16 protein-coding genes are annotated in these 17,051 nt (G+C 60.8%); 13 read left to right on the plus strand and 3 right to left on the minus strand.

Translation table 11 applies throughout. From position 1 onward, the window contains the following. Positions 1-51 precede the first annotated feature (51 nt). Positions 52-891 (plus strand): UDP-2,3-diacylglucosamine diphosphatase, encoded by an 840-nt coding sequence (locus VITFI_RS01260; RefSeq protein WP_089415452.1) that lies wholly within the window; start codon positions 52-54, stop codon positions 889-891. Here VITFI_RS01260 and asd read toward each other — a convergent pair. Then, positions 806-1,678 (minus strand): archaetidylserine decarboxylase, encoded by an 873-nt coding sequence (asd, locus tag VITFI_RS01265; protein ID WP_198301561.1) that lies wholly within the window; start codon positions 1,676-1,678, stop codon positions 806-808. The two genes, VITFI_RS01260 and asd, sit on opposite strands and share 86 nt — an antisense overlap. Positions 1,679-1,866: 188 nt before the next feature. Between asd and VITFI_RS01270 the strand changes: the two genes are divergently transcribed. The 11 genes from VITFI_RS01270 to VITFI_RS17760 all read left to right on the plus strand — a co-directional run bounded on the left by VITFI_RS01270 (position 1,867) and on the right by VITFI_RS17760 (position 13,373). After that, positions 1,867-2,277 (plus strand): bacteriohemerythrin, encoded by a 411-nt coding sequence (locus VITFI_RS01270; protein WP_157725508.1) that lies wholly within the window; start codon positions 1,867-1,869, stop codon positions 2,275-2,277. A 78-nt stretch (positions 2,278-2,355) separates the two neighbouring features. Continuing rightward, complete coding sequence (locus VITFI_RS01275; protein ID WP_089415455.1) at positions 2,356-4,062, plus strand: aminotransferase class III-fold pyridoxal phosphate-dependent enzyme; 1,707 nt, start codon at positions 2,356-2,358, stop codon at positions 4,060-4,062. Positions 4,063-4,218: 156 nt separating this feature from the next. Further along, on the plus strand, positions 4,219-6,138 hold the full coding sequence (gene thrS, locus VITFI_RS01280; RefSeq protein WP_089415456.1) for a threonine--tRNA ligase: 1,920 nt from the start codon (positions 4,219-4,221) through the stop codon (positions 6,136-6,138). Positions 6,139-6,238: 100 nt separating this feature from the next. Next, positions 6,239-6,763, plus strand: a complete 525-nt coding sequence (gene infC / locus VITFI_RS01285; RefSeq protein WP_089415457.1) for a translation initiation factor IF-3 — start codon at positions 6,239-6,241, stop codon at positions 6,761-6,763. 126 nt (positions 6,764-6,889) lie between these two features. Then, positions 6,890-7,093 (plus strand): 50S ribosomal protein L35, encoded by a 204-nt coding sequence (rpmI, locus tag VITFI_RS01290; protein ID WP_037483023.1) that lies wholly within the window; start codon positions 6,890-6,892, stop codon positions 7,091-7,093. A 27-nt stretch (positions 7,094-7,120) separates the two neighbouring features. After that, positions 7,121-7,477, plus strand: a complete 357-nt coding sequence (rplT, locus tag VITFI_RS01295) for a 50S ribosomal protein L20 (protein WP_089415458.1) — start codon at positions 7,121-7,123, stop codon at positions 7,475-7,477. Positions 7,478-7,624: 147 nt separating this feature from the next. Next, entirely contained in the window at positions 7,625-8,680 is a 1,056-nt protein-coding gene (gene pheS / locus VITFI_RS01300; protein WP_089415459.1) for a phenylalanine--tRNA ligase subunit alpha, read from the plus strand. Positions 8,681-8,703: 23 nt separating this feature from the next. Further along, on the plus strand, positions 8,704-11,127 hold the full coding sequence (gene pheT / locus VITFI_RS01305) for a phenylalanine--tRNA ligase subunit beta (protein ID WP_089415460.1): 2,424 nt from the start codon (positions 8,704-8,706) through the stop codon (positions 11,125-11,127). A gap of 13 nt (positions 11,128-11,140) precedes the next feature. Further along, the gene (locus VITFI_RS01310; RefSeq protein WP_089415461.1) at positions 11,141-11,506 is read left to right on the plus strand and encodes an integration host factor subunit alpha; all 366 of its coding nucleotides are present in this window, start codon (positions 11,141-11,143) and stop codon (positions 11,504-11,506) included. Positions 11,507-11,956: 450 nt separating this feature from the next. Continuing rightward, entirely contained in the window at positions 11,957-12,535 is a 579-nt protein-coding gene (locus tag VITFI_RS01315) for a CZB domain-containing protein (RefSeq protein ID WP_198301562.1), read from the plus strand. 97 nt (positions 12,536-12,632) lie between these two features. Next, complete coding sequence (locus tag VITFI_RS17760; protein ID WP_157725509.1) at positions 12,633-13,373, plus strand: hypothetical protein; 741 nt, start codon at positions 12,633-12,635, stop codon at positions 13,371-13,373. Between the two features lie 11 nt (positions 13,374-13,384). On the opposite strand, the gene VITFI_RS01320 is transcribed toward VITFI_RS17760, so the two are convergent. After that, entirely contained in the window at positions 13,385-14,953 is a 1,569-nt protein-coding gene (locus tag VITFI_RS01320; RefSeq protein ID WP_198301563.1) for a sensor histidine kinase, read from the minus strand. A 304-nt stretch (positions 14,954-15,257) separates the two neighbouring features. Then, positions 15,258-16,055 (minus strand): response regulator transcription factor, encoded by a 798-nt coding sequence (locus VITFI_RS01325; RefSeq protein WP_089415464.1) that lies wholly within the window; start codon positions 16,053-16,055, stop codon positions 15,258-15,260. A 360-nt stretch (positions 16,056-16,415) separates the two neighbouring features. Here VITFI_RS01325 and VITFI_RS01335 point away from each other — a divergent pair, with 360 nt between their 5' ends. Then, a complete protein-coding gene (locus VITFI_RS01335) occupies positions 16,416-16,973 on the plus strand; it encodes a flavodoxin family protein (protein WP_089415466.1) in 558 nt (185 codons plus the stop codon). The last annotated feature ends 78 nt before the right edge of the window (positions 16,974-17,051 follow it).

Below are 17,051 nucleotides of genomic sequence, written 5' to 3' on the forward strand. Positions count from 1 at the left end.
GGCGCTGCGCATCCTCGCGGGGGACTGCCCCCCTTTTCAGGATGTCCCCTCATGCGCCCAGAAGACGCTTCCCTGCCCGCCCCGACACCCACCCCTTTGCAGGTGCGGACGGTTTGGATCTCCGATTTGCACCTGGGCACGCCGGGCTGCCAAGCCGAAGCACTGTTGCAGTTTTTGCGCGATGTGGAATGCGACACCCTCTATTTGGTGGGCGACATCATCGATGGCTGGCAACTGCGCCGCAGTTGGTACTGGCCTCAAGCGCACAACGATGTGGTGCAAAAAATCCTGCGCAAAGCGCGCAAGGGCACGCGGGTGGTGTTCGTACCGGGCAATCACGATGAGTTTGCACGCCGTTACGCCACCCACCACTTTGGCGGCGTCGAAGTGCTCAACGAGGTGGTTCACACCACGGCGGATGGTCGGCGCCTCTGGGTGCTGCACGGCGACTTGTTCGACGGCGTGATCCAGTGCGCCAAGTGGCTGGCCTACGTGGGCGACAGTGCATACGAATTCACCCTCAAAGTCAACCGCTGGTTGAACCGGGCGCGGGCGCGGGCAGGGTTGCCGTATTGGAGCCTGTCCAAGTACCTCAAGCTCAAAGTCAAGCGGGCGGTGAGTTACGTCAGTGATTTCGAAGTGGCCGTGGCCCGCGAAGCGCACAAGCGTGGCGTGCAGGGCGTGGTGTGCGGCCACATCCACCACGCGGAGATACGCGAGATCGACGGCATCCTCTACTGCAACGACGGCGACTGGGTGGAAAGCCTGACCGCCTTGGTGGAACACCCCGACGGTCGGCTGGAGATCATCGATCGCAGTGCGCCGGCAGCCGCGCCAGTGCCTGACCCATGCGAAGGCGTGCTCCCGTCTCAATGCCCGCACACCGCGTAAACCCCGGCGGCACGAACACGATGATGGTCGAGCCGTGCTGGAACCAGCCCAATTCTTGGCCCTTGGTGAAGCGCGCTTGGGTGGGCATTTCGTTCGGACCTCGGTAGCGCAGATGCAACAACACATCCAGGCAGTGCAAACGGATGCTGGCCACCAAAATCGCCGCCACCGGCACCAGCGCAATGGGATGGCCTGAGGCCAGGCGCATCCTCAGCACGGCGCGTTCGTTGCGGCAGTAGAGTTTTTCCACCCGCTTCAAGGCGATGGGGTTGACGTTCCAGGTGTCCCCGCTGAGGTAGGTGACGTGCTCCATCTGCCCCTCAAAAGGCGCATGGAAGCGGTGGTACATGCTGGAGGTCAGGCGCAGGGTGATGAACTCACCGTCGTGAAATGGCGTGGTGTCCTGCGTCGGGCCGAACAGCTCGGCCAGGGTGTACGGGAAGCCCTTGGCCTGAAACACCTCCGTGCCCCGCACGGGGCCACAAGCGCCGACGATGGCGTCACAAGGGCTGCTCAACACCGTTGGGTCGGGGTCGATCGGGCGGGCGCCGGGCCGCAGTTCCCGTGTGAAGCATTCCATCAAGCTGCGAAAGTGGGTCTGGCGCGACTCACTCACATCAAGATCGGAAAACAAACGCCACACGGCAATCGCGGCCCGGGTGAGCACGGGCGATTCGATCTGGCTGAACCAACCCATGAAATGGGTCAGTGCTTGGCGCGGGACGCGGTTGGTGAGGAGGAAGTTAAGGTCTTCCTGCTGGGTGATGGCTTGGATCAGCGATTTCAACGGCAAGGCCCTGCGGTGACGATGGGCTGTCCATGACACGGCATGCGCATGTCAGGGCCATGACGCTGTGGCACCAGCACCAACAGCAAGCGGTGACTCAGTAGAAATCCGGAGGTTGCATGTCAATGTCCATACAGCTTTCGGGGGATACGATCCCGGCTCTTAGACTCACAAGAGATCGGGTAGCCATGGCTTTCATCGAGTGGACCAGCGACCTGGACACAGGCATCGGTTGGGTGGACGAGCAGCACCGCAAAATCGTCGATTGCATCAACGACTTGCACGCCGTGGATCGGGCCAGCGGCACACGCGACAGCGTTTCTGACGTGATGGGGCGCCTGATTGCCTATACCCGTTACCACTTCTCTGAAGAAGAAAAGATGCTGGAGCGAGCAGGCTACCGTTTGCTCGAAACCCACCAAGGGATACACCGGGGGTTCATCGACAAGCTCCACACCATTCACGAACAGTACCGGCGCGGCGCGGATACGCTAACCAGCTTGTTGGCACTGTTGGAAAACTGGCTGTTCAGCCACATCCGCGTGCATGACCGGGGCTATGTGGCGACGGTCAAAAGTGCGGGCGCCGATCGGCTCTGACCTCCGGCAGCCATCCACGGGCAGGGTGCCCGCTGGACACGTCACAGCGCTGTCACCCCGGGCCGGTACACCGCCGGCATGGATGCTTTCACCTCCCCTTTGACCGCCCTGGCTTTGGCTGCGCTGGTGGTGCTGCTGCCGCGTGCCAAGCGCCGGCTGGAACTGTCGCTGGCCAAACAGCCGGGCTTGGCGGGCCATTCACGCTGGGCGCAACGGGTGGCACGCTGGTTGCCCGGCTACAGCTATGACGATGCCCCGTTCTTCAACGCCGATGCCGCCCCCGCCGAGTTGGTAGCGCAGCGTCGTGCCGGCTTGACTGCGCTCGGGCAACGCTTGGCAGCGCGCCACCCTCTCAGCATCGCCGCCACCGCCGACGTGCGCGCAGGGCTGGCCGATGCGCAATTCACCCGCCGTTATCGGGTGCCGTTCCAATTCAGTGCGCTGGTGAGCGAGCGGCTGCCGCTGGGCAACGTCGTGCAAGCCAGCCAGGGCGTGCAGGTGCAAGACCTGGACGGCCAGTGGTTCTACGATTTGACGGGCTCCTACGGCGTCAACGTCCTGGGTTACGACGCCTACAAACACTGCATCGCCGAAGGCGCCCGCCGCGCCGAAGCGCTGGGCCCCGTGCTGGGCAGCTACCACCCCTGCGTGCTGGACAACGTGCGGCGCCTGAAGGCCATCTCGGGGTTGGACGAGGTGTCTTTCCACATGTCTGGCACAGAAGCCGTGATGCAAGCGGTGCGTTTGGCGCGTTACCACACCCGACGGCGTTATCTGGTGCGCTTTTGCGGGGCGTACCACGGCTGGTGGGAAGACGTGCAGCCCGGCCCCGGCAACCCTTTGCCGCCACGCGAAACCTACACCCTGTCCGACATGAACCCGCGCAGCCTGCATGTGCTGCGCACCCGCACCGACATCGCCTGCGTGCTCATCAACCCCCTGCAAGCGCTGCACCCCAACAGCCCCGCGCCGGGGGATTCGTCCCTCGTAGACTCCAGTCGGCGAGCCGGTTTTGACCGTGCGGCTTACACCGCCTGGCTCCAACAGTTGCGCGAGGTTTGCACCGAACGCGGCATCGTGCTGATTTTTGACGAGGTGTTTGTCGGGTTTCGCTTGGCACCGGGCGGGGCACAGGCCTACTTCGGTGTGCAAGCGGACATGGTGACCTACGGCAAAACCCTGGGCGGTGGCTTGCCGGTGGGGGTCGTCTGTGGCCGGGCTGCGCTGATGCGGCGCTTCCGTCCGGAGCGCCCAGCGGACATTTGTTTTGCCCGAGGCACCTTCAACGCACACCCTTACGTCATGGCCAGCATGGCGGCTTTCCTCGACCAGATGGAGCGTCCCGAAGTGCGTGCGCTCTACGACGGTTTGGATGAACGCTGGAACGCCCGCGCCGCCCAGCTCAACGCACGCTTGGAAGCCGCCGATTTGCCGGTGCGCGTGGCCAACTTGTCCAGCATCTGGACGGTGATTTACACCCACCCAAGCCGCTACAACTGGCTGTTGCAGTTTTATCTGCGCGACCAGGGTTTGCTGCTGAGTTGGGTCGGCAGTGGCCGTTTCATCTTCAGCCTGAATTACACCGACGATGATTTCGCCGCTGTGGCCGATCGTTTCGTTGCCGCTGCCCACGCCATGCGCCACGATGGCTGGTGGTGGACACAGCCCGCCACGGTCAGCAATCGGACGATTCGGCGGGAACTGTTGCGGGAGGTGCTGGCCCAGCGCCTATACTCGCCGGTTCATTCATCACAGCAGAACCGAGAAAGGCAGCACGGGTTATGACACCGCGAACGACGACCTTCACCTTGGAAGAGTTTTAGTCGGCCTCCGTTCGTCGTCCCCTTTTGTTGCATCGAACGCGGCCCCTTGGCCGCGTTTTGCTTTTCTGCTCACCCTTTTTCGCCCTTGCCGGATGCCCGGCACCCCAAGGAGTTGTCCATGCTCACGATCACCCTGCCGGATGGCGCCCAGCGCGAATACCCCGGCCCGCTCACTGTCGCCGAGATCGCTGCTTCCATCGCCCCCGGTTTGGCCAAAGCCGCCTTGGGGGGCCGCGTGGGCACCGGCGACGCCGCTCGCCTCGTGGACACCAGCCACTTGATCGACACCGACACCGCCTTGGCCATCGTCACCGACAAGGATGCGGCGGGTTTGGAGCTGGTCCGCCACTCCACCGCGCACTTGCTGGCCTATGCGGTGAAAGAGCTGTTCCCCGAAGCGCAAGTCACCATCGGCCCGGTGATCGAACACGGCTTTTATTACGACTTCGCCTACAAGCGTCCCTTCACCCCGGACGATCTGGCCGCCATCGAAAAGAAGATGCAGGAGCTGGCCAAGAAGGACGAGCGCGTGGTGCGCCGCGTGCTGCCGCGTGACGAGGCCGTCGCCTACTTCAAGAGCTTGGGTGAAGCCTACAAAGCCGAGCTGATCGAAGCCATTCCGGCGGATCAAGACGTGTCCCTGTACCGCGAAGGTGCGTTCGAAGACTTGTGCCGTGGCCCGCACGTGCCCAGCACCGGCAAACTCAAGCACTTCAAACTGATGAAGGTGGCCGGCGCTTACTGGCGTGGCGATCATCGCAACGAACAGTTGCAGCGCATCTACGGCACCGCCTGGACAAGCAAGGACGACTTGCAAAAGTACCTGACCATGCTCGAAGAAGCCGAGAAGCGCGACCACCGCCGCCTGGGCCGCGAGCTGGACTTGTTCCACCTGGATGAGCACTCCCCCGGCACCGTGTTCTGGCACCCCAAGGGCTGGACGCTGTGGCAAGAGGTGGAGCAGTACATGCGCCGCGTCTACCGCGAGAACGGCTACCAGGAGGTGAAAGGCCCGCAGATCCTCGACAAGAGCCTGTGGGAAAAAACCGGCCACTGGGACAAGTACCGCGAAAACATGTTCACCACGGAATCAGAAAAGCGTGATTACGCCCTGAAGCCGATGAACTGCCCGGGGCACATCCTCATCTACAAGCAAGGCATCAAGAGCTACCGCGACCTGCCGCTGCGCTACGGTGAGTTCGGCCAATGCCACCGCAACGAGCCCACGGGCGGCCTGCACGGCATCATGCGCGTGCGTGGCTTCACTCAAGATGATGGCCACATCTTCTGCACCGAAAGCCAAATTCAAGCCGAAGTGACGGCTTTCACCTCGCTGCTGCAAAAGGTCTACAAGGATTTCGGTTTTACCGAGATCATCTACAAACTCTCCACCCGCCCGGAAAAGCGCATTGGCTCCGAAGAAAGCTGGGACAAGGCCGAAAACGCCCTGGCCGAGGGTCTGCGCGCCTCGGGCTGCGAGTTCGAATACCTGCCGGGAGAAGGTGCGTTCTATGGCCCGAAGATCGAATACACCCTGAAAGACGCCTTGGGCCGGCCATGGCAATGCGGCACGATTCAGGTCGATCCGAACCTGCCTGAGCGCCTGGATGCGGAGTTTGTGGGCGAAGACGGCACGCGCCATCGCCCGGTGATGTTGCACCGCGCCATCGTGGGCAGCTTGGAGCGTTTCATCGGGATTTTGATCGAGCAGCACGCCGGTGCGCTGCCGGCTTGGCTGGCGCCAGTGCAGGTCGGCGTGGCCAGCATCACCGATGCCCAAAGCGATTACGTGCGCGATGTGGTTCAGGCGCTGCAAAAACAAGGAGTTAGGGCCGTCGCAGATTTACGCAGCGATAAAATCACGTATAAAATCCGCGAGTTTTCCTTGCAGAAGGTTCCGTACATCCTTGTCGTAGGTGACAAGGAGAAGGCAAACGGAGCCGTTGCGGTGCGCGCCCGGGGTAATCAAGATCTTGGCGTGATGGCGCTGGCAGACTTCCAAGCGAAAGTCGCCGCCGACATCACCGCCAAGCGCTGACGGCCACGGGCTTTTGTCGCGCCGAATCATTGTTTCAGGCCCGTCTTGCCTCGGGCCTGCTTGAGGGGTTTGCACCATCGCTACCTTTGCCGACCGTCGGATGCCCAATGTTGAGCGCAAGCACCGACTCAACCGCGAGATCAATGTGCCCGTCGTGCGCCTGAATGGCGTGAACAACGAGCCGCTGGGCATCGTCAGCATCCAGGAAGCCTTGCGCCTGTCGGCCGAGGCCGATGTGGACTTGGTTGAAATTGCCGCCCAGGCCGATCCGCCGGTGTGCCGGCTGATGGACTACGGCAAGTTCAAATACCAAGAACAAAAGCGCGCTGCGGAAGCCAAGGCCAAGCAGAAGGTCATCGAAGTCAAGGAAGTCAAATTCCGTCCTGGCACCGATGACAACGACTACGACATCAAAATGCGCAACCTGCGCCGCTTCATCGCCGAAGACGGCGACAAGGGCAAGGTCACGCTGCGTTTCCGGGGCCGGGAAATCACCCACCAGGAAATCGGCATGCGCATGCTGGAGCGCATCCGCGACGAGCTGGCCGATGTGGCCATCGTCGAGCACATGCCCAAGCTGGAAGGTCGCCAGATGATCATGGTGCTGGCGCCCCGCAAGAAGTAACCGATTCAAGTCCCTTCGGGGCTTGCCGTCAGGGTGGGCAACCACCTTGGCCCACAAGCCGTTGCAGGCCAACAAGCGCGTTGAAGGTTCAGCGCCGCCTGCAAGGGTGCAATTCAGGAGCATTTCATGCCCAAGATGAAGACCAAGAGCAGCGCCAAGAAGCGCTTCCGCGTGCGTCCGGGTGGTACCGTCAAGCGCGGCCAAGCCTTCAAGCGTCACATCCTGACCAAGAAGAGCACCAAGACCAAGCGTCAGCTGCGCGGCGCCGCCAACGTCCACGAAACCAACATGGGCCACATGGCTCAAATGTTGCCGTTCGCTGGCCTGTAATCCACTCAAGACTCAAGGAGAAATCACATGCCTCGCGTCAAACGTGGTGTTACCGCTCGCGCTCGTCACAAGAAAATCTTGGCTCTGGCCAAGGGCTTCCGTGGTCGCCGTAAGAACGTCTTCCGCATCGCCAAACAGGCGGTGATGAAGGCTGGCCAATACGCCTACCGTGACCGCCGCGCCAAGAAGCGTGTCTTCCGTCAACTGTGGATCGCCCGTATCAACGCCGCTGCGCGTGGTCTGGGTCTGACCTACAGCAAGTTCATCGCCGGTCTGAAGAAGGCCCAGATCGAACTCGACCGCAAGGTGCTGTCGGACATGGCCATCCACGATCCGGCCGCTTTTGCTGGCCTGGTCGACAAGGTGAAGGCCCAGCTGGCTTGATGCCTGTCGCGGCGCTGGGTGCCGCGATGTGTGTGCCCGCTGCGGTGGGCACACTTTGAAGCGGGCCGTCAGGCCCCGCCCAGCTCCAGACTCAAAGGCCGTCACCGTTTGGTGCGGCCTTTTTTCATTGTTTGCTCCTGCTGTCCCATGAACGATCTCGAAGAACTGGTTGGCCGCGCCGAGGCCGACTTCGCCGCCGCCGTCACCCCTGCTGATCTGGAAAACGCCAAGGCGCGTTTTCTGGGCAAGGCCGGCCAAGTCACCGAGCTGCTCAAAGGTCTGGCCAAGCTGACGCCCGAAGAAAAGAAAACCCGGGGCGCCGAGATCAACCAGACCAAGCAGAAGATCGAAGCCCTGCTGACGGCCCGCCGCCAAGCGCTGGCCGATGCCGAGCTGGAAGTGCAGCTCAAGGCCGAAGCGCTGGATGTGACCCTGCCCGGTCGCCAGCGTGGCACGGGTGGCCTGCACCCGGTTTCGCGCACGATGGAGCGCATCGAAGCCATTTTTGGCTCGATGGGCTTCGATGTGGCCGACGGCCCCGAGATCGAAGAAGACTGGTTCAACTTCACTGCACTGAACACGCCCGCCGATCACCCAGCGCGTTCGATGCACGACACGTTTTACGTCGATACCAAGGCACCGGACGGCTCCGGCCACCTGCTGCGCACGCACACCAGCCCGATGCAGGTGCGCTACGCCGTGCAGCATGTGAAAAAGCATGCCGCCAAGATCGCCGCCGGCGAGGCGATGCCCGAAATTCGCGTCATCGCGCCGGGCCGTACCTACCGCGTGGACTCGGACGCCACCCATTCGCCCATGTTCCACCAGTGCGAAGGCCTGTGGATCGGCGAGAACGTGAGCTTCAAGGACTTGCGCGTGGTGTTCGCGGACTTTTTCCGCACCTTCTTTGAAACCGACGAGCTGGACATCCGCTTCCGCCCGTCCTTCTTCCCCTTCACCGAACCTTCGGCGGAGGTGGACATCGCCTTCGGTTCCGGCCCGCTCAAAGGGCGCTGGCTGGAAGTGGCCGGCTCCGGCCAAGTCCACCCGAACGTGGTGCGCAACTTTGGCCTCGACCCCGAGCGGTACATCGGCTTTGCCTTCGGCATGGGGCCGGATCGCCTGACCATGCTGCGCTACGGCGTGAATGACTTGCGCTTGTTCTTCGACGGTGACTTGCGTTTCCTGTCGCAATTCAAGTGAACCTCAGCGCGGAGTAACCCAACATGCAATTCCCTGAATCCTGGTTGCGCGAGTTCTGCAACCCGCCGATCTCCACCCAAGAACTGGCCGATTTGCTGACGATGGCCGGCTTGGAAGTCGAAGAACAACATCCGGCTGCGCCGCCGTTCACCGGCATCGTGGTGGCGGAAATTCTCGAAGCCGAACAGCACCCGAACGCGGACAAACTGCGCGTCTGCAAGGTGAACGCCGGCACCTTCAGCCCGGAGGGCCCGCTACAAATCGTCTGCGGCGCCCCGAATGCGCGTGCCGGCATCAAGATTCCGCTGGCCACGATTGGCGCTGAACTGCCGCCCGGTGAGGATGGCAAACCCTTCAAGATCGGCAAGGGCAAGCTGCGCGGGGTGGAAAGCTTCGGCATGCTGTGCTCGGCGCGTGAGCTGAAGCTCTCGGAAGACCACGGCGGCCTGCTGGAGCTGCCCGCCGACGCCCCGGTGGGCACGGACATCCGCACCTACCTGAACCTCGACGACACGCTGTTCACCCTCAAACTCACGCCCAACCTGGCGCACTGCCTGAGCGTGTACGGCATTGCACGCGAAGTTTCGGCGCTGACGGGTTCGCCGTTGTTGACGCCCGCCTTCCCCGCCGTCACGCCCACGGTGGCCGATGTGCTGCCGGTGAAGGTGGAGGCCACCGACTTGTGCGGGCGCTTCTCGGGCCGCGTGGTGAAGGGCGTGAACACGAAAGCCGCGACACCAGCCTGGATGGTGGAGCGCCTGGCGCGCTGCGGGCAGCGTTCGGTGTCGCCGCTGGTGGACATCTCGAACTACGTGATGTTCGAGTACGGCCGCCCCAGCCACATTTTTGACCTCGACAAAATCCACGACGGCCTGACGGTGCGCTGGGCCCAGCCGGGCGAAACCCTCAAGCTGCTGAACGGCAACACCATCGAGCTGGATGGCGAAGTGGGCGTGATTGCCGATGCGCAAGCGGTGGAATCGCTGGCCGGCATCATGGGTGGGGATGCCACCGCCGTGTCGGACGACACGCGCAACATCTACATCGAAGCGGCGTTCTGGTGGCCCAAGGCCGTGGCCGGGCGTTCGCGCCGGTTCAACTTCTCGACCGATGCCGGGCACCGTTTCGAGCGGGGTGTGGATGCCGAACAAACCGTGGAGCACATCGAGCGCATCACCGCGCTGGTGCAGAGCATCTGCGGCGGTGAAGCCGGCCCGATGGACGACCAGCGCCCTGCTATGCCGGAGCGTCCGCCGGTGAGCCTGCGCGTAGCGCGTGCCGCCAAGGTGATCGGCATGCCGGTGACGCAGGCCGAGTGCGCCGGGGTTTTCACCCGCCTGGGCTTGCCTTTCACCGAGTCTGAGGGTGTGCTGACGGTGACACCGCCGAGCTGGCGCTTCGACATCACCATCGAAGAAGACCTGATCGAAGAAGTGGCGCGGGTGCTGGGTTTTGCCCGCCTGCCCAACACCCCGCCGCTGGCGCCGGTGACGGCCCGTGTGCGTGTGGAAGCGCAGCGCAGCCGCCACACCGTGCGCCACGCCCTGGCGGCGCTGGATTACCAAGAAACCATCAACTTCAGCTTCGTGGAAGCGCGCTGGGAGACCGAGCTGGCCGGCAACGCCGACCCGATTCGTGTGCTGAACCCGATTGCCGCGCCGCTGGCGGTGATGCGCTCCAGCTTGCTGGGCAGCCTGGTGAACGTGCTGAAGTACAACCTGGCGCGCAAGGCGCCGCGTGTGCGCGTGTTTGAGCTGGGCCGCGTCTTCAAGCGCGATGCCTCGGTGCAGTCCACCGACCGCAGCGTGGCCGGTGTGTACCAACCGATGAAGGTGGCCGGGCTGGCTTGGGGGCCGTCGGCGCAGCAACAATGGGGCGTGGCCGAGCGAGCCACCGATTTCTTCGACGTGAAGGGCGACGTGGAAGCGCTGCTGGCGCCGCGCAAGGCGCAGTTTGTGCCGGCTGAGCACCCGGCGCTGCATCCGGGCCGCTGCGCGGCGGTGGTGCTGGACGGTGTGACCATCGGCCACATCGGCGAGCTGCACCCCAAGTGGCGCCAAGGCTACGACCTGCCCAGCGCCCCGGTGCTGTTCGAGCTGGATCTGGACGCGGTGCAAACCCGCGTTGTGCCCGAAGCGCAAGCTGTGCCGCGCCAACAAGCCGTGCTGCGCGATTTGGCGCTGGTGGTGGCCGACAGCGTCAGCCACGACGCCCTGGTGGCCAGCCTGAAGGCGGACGACAGCGGCTTGGTGCGCAATGCCACGCTGTTTGACATCTACCGCCCGAAAGCGCCCACCGCCGACATCCAAGCCGGCGAGCGCAGCTTGGCCGTGCGCCTGGAGCTGCTGGACGATGCTGCGCCGCTCACGGAAGAGCGCATCGAAGCGGCGGTGGCGGCGGCGGTGCAGCGAGTGGGTGCGGGTTTGAACGCCCGTTTGCGCGCTTAAGGAGAGAGCGGCCATGCACGACGCTGATGATCCCATCCGCCCCGCTGGCCGCCAGCGCGCCTCGGAAACGCCCACGTTGACCAAGGCGGAGCTGTCCGAACTGCTGTTCGAGCGGTTGGGCCTGAGCAAACGCGAGTCCAAGGACGTGACCGATGCGTTTTTCGACGTGCTCAGCCAAACCTTGATCAGCGGGTGTGATGTGAAGTTGTCGGGGTTCGGCAACTTCACCATCCGCCGCAAAGCGCCTCGCCCGGGACGCAACCCGCGCACTGGGGAATCGATCCCGATCGAGGCCCGCAACGTCGTGACGTTTCATGCGAGCCACAAGCTCAAGGCAATTGTGCAGGGGGATGAGGGGCTGGATTTCTTAACCGATTGAGCAACTCACCCCACGACCTTGACGTTTAAGGCCGTTCACTGGCACAGCGTATTTCAGCTACCGCTGCACCATGCCAATGCGCCATGAGGCGCCCCACAACGCAAGCTATTGCACGCGCGTAGATGGTGCACACGTCTGCGCGTCGGGTTCGGGAAACGTGCGACGTGTACGGTGCCCAACCGCTTCAGACACCCAGGCATACCCAAGACCGTGCGCGTCGCGCATATCTCCGTCTACGGGGCGGATGGATTTTTCTTGCGATATTTACGCAGCGATGCGTACTTAAACCTAAAACCGCATCGGGTGCTATCGAATTTTTTTAATTCTTTGTTGAAATGTGGTCAAACCTGCTGTGCTTTGACTGCCAACAATCTTTCTAAAAAACCATCGTTTCCCTCACCCTCTCATGAGTTAGGCTAATACGGCCAGTTTCGTGGGTTGTGCAAAAGCGTGCCATCAACGCTGAACCACCGTAACAGCAACAATCCAGCAACAATCAAGGAGGTTGATATGGGATTCTTCAGCAGACTGTTCGGACAAGATCCCGAAAGGTCGGGGGAAAACCGTTCTTTGGTGGATCATCGAGACGCATCAGAAAGCGAGTCTGGCATTGACTCCCGGACAGCCGCTGCGGTTCTTGACGAAATTGACATCGACACAGCCCTGGCTGCCCACGAGAACTGGAAAATCCGACTGGAAAGCGTCATTCAAGGATCATCAACGGAAATTTTCCGCCCTGAGCACGTTTGTCGTGATGATTTATGTGACTTGGGAAAATGGCTTCATGGTTCAGGTCAAAATCGATTAGGCAAATTTCCTGCTTTCAGCTTGGTGGTTGCGCGGCACAAGCACTTCCATTTGCAAGCATCCACCGTTGCATCGCTGGCACAGGCTGGAGAGCCTGTTAAGGCCATTCAGTTGCTGAATGGTGGCTATCAACATGCTTCGACGCAGTTGGCTTTTTTACTCAAAGAGCTCAAGAATGAACTCGTTCATCGCCAAACAAGGCGAGAAACCAGGAAATACTGACCTCTTCAGTTCATGGTAGATTATCACCTGGCTTTTTATTAACACAATAAAAGCTCGGTGGAATCGGCGTTCGGAACCATGTCAAGACCGCATTCATATGAGTCCCGCAACCGATGTCTTCAATCTGCACGTCGTGGGTTTACGTAACCTGGACAGTGCAGTCATCCGGGTTTTTCTTCATCTGCTTGAAAAAAACCCATCTACTTTGCATCGATGGGTGATGCACCCCCAAGAGCCCGCCCACTTGGTGCTCACTCATCCTCACGAATGTCAAGCAGGCGCAATCACACGCAAAGGGCTGCCGCTGGCGTGGGTGTTGGCCCGCCACGAACCCGCCCCCCAAGATGGCCGCCCAGTGCTACGGCGACCGCTCCAACTCGAAGACTTCATCACACTGCTTAAGCACAGCACGGCTGAAGCTGTCATTGACAATCCGTCGCCCAACCATCCAACGGCCACTCGCTCCACCACAGGAACCTTCGTTCCAGCTGAGGATCACACCTCTCGTCATCCACCGGAGGATCTGTCGACGTGGGCCGTCGTCCTCAAACTGCATCGCTGGCCACCAGAGTTGGTGCTGAATGCCAACCCCACCTTCAGGCGACTCGCCGTTTTTCTACTGAATCAGCCCATCACGCCGCGTGAACTGGCCCAGCGCAGCGGTGTACCGTGGAACGCCTGCGCCGCTTTTTTGGGAGCAATGCATCACCTCAATGCGCTAGAAATCCGGCCCGTCCCAAGACAAGCAGCGCTGCTGGCTCCAGCCACTCAACCCGGGACACCAGGCAACGCACTGCTGAACATCCTTGGACGAATGCGCCAACGCCTAGGCTTGTGACTCGCTGACGCTCACCGCATTTTCAGGGGACGCCCTTGGCGGAGAGCGTAGTCTGCGAGCGCATCGAACGCCAACGCATCCGTCAAACTTCGCAGTTCCAAGTCGTACGCCACCCAATAGGGGTGCGTTTCTAACCAATCCTCTAGCCCACTCAAGTCGGCACAGCGTGCGATTGTTGCCAGCTTGTGCCACTCATCAACGCCCGGCCTCTCAGGGCGCGAGGGTGGAACCACAACAACAGCATCTTGCGATTTCAGATGCTGTCCATGTGCTGTGGGCAGGCTCGGCAACTCAGGCAGCCAAACGGTGCATGCAACACAACTGCCTTGCCACTCACTCGTTTCAATTTCCAATCGACTGCGCATGAGTGCCAGCAGTTGGTGGGCAATGTTCAGTCCCAACCCCAACCCCTCGCAGCCATCCCAAAGGGTGCCATGTTCGAGCGCCTCACGCAAGGCCATCAAGTTGTACGCAGAGAACCCCCTTCCCGTATCACGCACCTCGAACCGCAGACCCACTTCCTGCTGGACAGAACTTTTCATCGCCCCAACCTCATCTCGTCCTTCAGCAACATGGCGGGGCCGGCGTCCAACCAAGTTCAAACTCAGCCCAATGCGTCCCCCCCTTGGGGTGTAGCGTGCTGCATTGTTCAGGAACACCATCACCACTTGCTCTAATCGAGACAGATCACCCAAGACCCGTTGTGGCAGCAAGGGGTCCAGCTGAGCATCCAAGGTGTGCCCGTTTTGCTGAACCAACAGTCGGGCAGCCCCGCACAATCGACGGTACAAATCATCCACCATCAGTGGATGAGATTCGATCCTCAGCAGCTCGCGCCCAAGTTGCGTGAAATCCAATAGCTCACCCACGCGAGTCGCCAGTTGCAGCCCGGCATCGTGTGCAGTTTTTGCCATTTCGCGGGCGGAATCGGGCAGATCCGACCGATTGAGCAATAGCCCGAGATAGCCCAAGATGAGATGCAGAGGCGTCCTTGTCTCGTGAGCCAGCTTGGCCAAAAAGCTGGATTTGACTTGGCTTTCTCGCTCCGCCAAATAGGCGGATCTCGCCAACTGGGCCGTGCGTTCAGCAACTTGAACTTCCAGTCGATGCGCCAGCTGCCGCTCGACGTTCAAAGCGTGTGCGTGAGCCTGCCGATGTCGCCAATGCATGTGGATCACCACCACCATGAACAGCAGCATCACTTCAACCATGGCGTGCAACGAACAGTGCAGTGCATCATGCATTCGCGATGGGGGCAATTTTTCTGGCATGAGCCACTCCAGCCCCCACCGCCACCCCTCACATAGCGCCACGAACAACCACACCACGGCCCACGTCCAACCCCGCCACAAAGCTTTACCCGAGAGATAGCCAAGCCATGTCGGTGTCACCCACAAAACACTGAACACCAGATGTGCGGAAGGCTCTCGTTGAGGGTCAGATAACAAGAGCAACAACATCATCGCAACAAGGGTCAGCAAAACGATGATGCCCTGTAGGTGCTCTTTTTGTGACCACACTTCTCGCTGAAAAAACACCCACGCCGCCGCCACCAACAGTGCTTGATGAATCAACAGCATCAGCGTTTGCTCCCAGTAGGACGGGGCGATCAGCGACCCACCTCCTAGCTCCGCCTGCCACAACCATCCTGACCTCAGCAGCATCAACACTCCGAGCGGGACGCAGGGCCACTGTCGACTCAACACCCCGATCCCCAAGCTGATGACCCCCAACATCCCGCCGCAGCCGAGTGTCAGCAAGCTCAGTACCCTCAGGAACTCACTCTTAGAGAACAGCTGAACCTGCGCCCGCAGAACCCAATCTAACCCTGCACACAGCAAACCACAGCACAGTGTTGCCAAGGCCAGTAATATTCCCCTCGAATTAATCGGCATGGATTTGAGAATCTAGCTCAACCCCGCCCATAAGACGGTATTCACTGGGCGTGATTCCATGCCTTTGACGAAAAGCATAGGTGAAAGCAGCTTGGCTCGCGAACCCAGCTTGGTCGGCCACCGATCCAATTGACAAGTCTGATTGCAACAACAATTCACAAGCTCGCCGAAAACGCTCTGCACGCACATACTCAAATGTTGTCATGCTTTGGCTGATTTGGAAAATTTCATTCAATCGACGAACAGATACACCCGCCGACCGCGCCAGATTGACCACGGTCAGTGGTTCAGCCAACCGTGCATGAATCTCGTTTTGAACTCTCTCGAGTATTCTTTTTTCAAATGTGTCTCGACGAATTTCGTCATTTAATTCTGCACACGGCGGCGTCTGGTGCGATGGATCTGGAAGATGCACTCGCTTTCGCATGTGTACATGCAAGCGAGCTGTCAACTCATCAATGCTAAAAGGCTTGGTAATATAATCGACAGCCCCACTGCTGAATGCACCCAGTTTGCTTTTCAAATCATCAGCGGCGCTCAAAAATAAAATAGGAATTTCACATAACCGAGGATCGGCTGACATCAACCGCGCCACATCCAGCCCACTTTGGCCGGGCATCCGCAAATCCATCAGCACTGCACCAGGCTGGTGCTCTAGGGCACGCTTCAAACCATCTCGTCCATTGAGCGCAGCCACCACACGGTGGCCGCCCTGGCGCAGCATGCGCGAAATCAGTCGAACGTCACTCGCATCGTCATCGACGATCAAAACAGGAGGGGTAAGCATTGGGCATTCACGCACTTGTACTTCTGCATGCGTGAATGTATACAGAAAACTCCCCTCTCTGTTTCTATTGCTTTAAAAACCCACCCTCTTCCCGAAAGAACTGTTCCACCGGCGCCATGGCGATGGTTTTACGATCCGCCAACATACGGACCCCACAGCCGACCTGCCGACGAAAGCGACTCTGGTGGCTCGGTAACACCACGCTAATGGCCCCGCTCTGCCTGCCGGCCAAATCCCTCGCCAGCCTGGGCATTCTGGCGAATCGAATGCTGGCAGCGAAGCTGCTGAACCCGAAGCGAGGCCAGCGCTTGAACAATGCATCTCATCCCCTTCAGAGTGACTGAAAGAAAGGTGCTTCGCATGTCCTCCATCGTCATCGTCTACCACAGCGGCTACGGCCACACCCACAAGATCGCCGAAGCCGTGGCCGCTGGTGCCGGCAACACCGCCACGCTGCTGCCCATCGACGCCGAAGGCAACCTGCCCGAAGGCGGTTGGGATCTGCTGAACGCCGCCAAGACCATCGTCTTCGGCTCGCCGACCTACATGGGCAGCGTGAGTTGGCAGTTCAAGAAGTTTGCGGACGCCAGCTCCAAAGCCTGGTTCACCCGCGCTTGGAAAGACAAGCTGGCGGCGGGCTTCACCAACTCGGCCTCGCTGTATGGCGACAAGGCCAGCACGCTGAGCTACCTGATGACCTTGGCGATGCAGCAAGGCATGTTGTGGGTGGGCACCGGCGCGCTGCCGGCCAACACCAAGGCTTCGACACGCGACGATCTGAACAACCTGGGCATGTCCGCTGGCCTGATGACGGCCACCCCGTCCGACGCTTCGGTGGACGAAATGGTGCCGGGCGATCTGGCCACCGCCAAGGCGTTTGGCGAGCGCATCGCTGCCGTCACGGCTCGACTGGGGTGAATGCGATAGGATGTCCGTTTCTGACGCACATGGGTCGGAATACGGGCTAGGCTGGCAGCGAGCCAAGTCGGAAGATGA

The organism is Vitreoscilla filiformis, assembly GCF_002222655.1.
Classification (GTDB): Bacteria; Pseudomonadota; Gammaproteobacteria; order Burkholderiales; family Burkholderiaceae_C; genus Ideonella; species Ideonella filiformis.

Bases quoted from the DNA above. Each gene is read 5' to 3' on its own strand.
- VITFI_RS01260 (WP_089415452.1), top strand. From the start codon at position 52: ATGCGCCCAGAAGACGCTTCCCTGCCCGCCCCGACACCCACCCCTTTG.
- VITFI_RS01270 (WP_157725508.1), top strand. From the start codon at position 1,867: ATGGCTTTCATCGAGTGGACCAGCGACCTGGACACAGGCATCGGTTGG.
- VITFI_RS01275 (WP_089415455.1), top strand. From the start codon at position 2,356: ATGGATGCTTTCACCTCCCCTTTGACCGCCCTGGCTTTGGCTGCGCTG.
- thrS (WP_089415456.1), top strand. From the start codon at position 4,219: ATGCTCACGATCACCCTGCCGGATGGCGCCCAGCGCGAATACCCCGGC.
- infC (WP_089415457.1), top strand. From the start codon at position 6,239: ATGCCCAATGTTGAGCGCAAGCACCGACTCAACCGCGAGATCAATGTG.
- rpmI (WP_037483023.1), top strand. From the start codon at position 6,890: ATGCCCAAGATGAAGACCAAGAGCAGCGCCAAGAAGCGCTTCCGCGTG.
- rplT (WP_089415458.1), top strand. From the start codon at position 7,121: ATGCCTCGCGTCAAACGTGGTGTTACCGCTCGCGCTCGTCACAAGAAA.
- pheS (WP_089415459.1), top strand. From the start codon at position 7,625: ATGAACGATCTCGAAGAACTGGTTGGCCGCGCCGAGGCCGACTTCGCC.
- pheT (WP_089415460.1), top strand. From the start codon at position 8,704: ATGCAATTCCCTGAATCCTGGTTGCGCGAGTTCTGCAACCCGCCGATC.
- VITFI_RS01310 (WP_089415461.1), top strand. From the start codon at position 11,141: ATGCACGACGCTGATGATCCCATCCGCCCCGCTGGCCGCCAGCGCGCC.
- VITFI_RS17760 (WP_157725509.1), top strand. From the start codon at position 12,633: ATGAGTCCCGCAACCGATGTCTTCAATCTGCACGTCGTGGGTTTACGT.
- VITFI_RS01320 (WP_198301563.1), bottom strand. From the start codon at position 14,953: ATGCTGTTGATTCATCAAGCACTGTTGGTGGCGGCGGCGTGGGTGTTT.
- VITFI_RS01325 (WP_089415464.1), bottom strand. From the start codon at position 16,055: ATGCTTACCCCTCCTGTTTTGATCGTCGATGACGATGCGAGTGACGTT.
- VITFI_RS01335 (WP_089415466.1), top strand. From the start codon at position 16,416: ATGTCCTCCATCGTCATCGTCTACCACAGCGGCTACGGCCACACCCAC.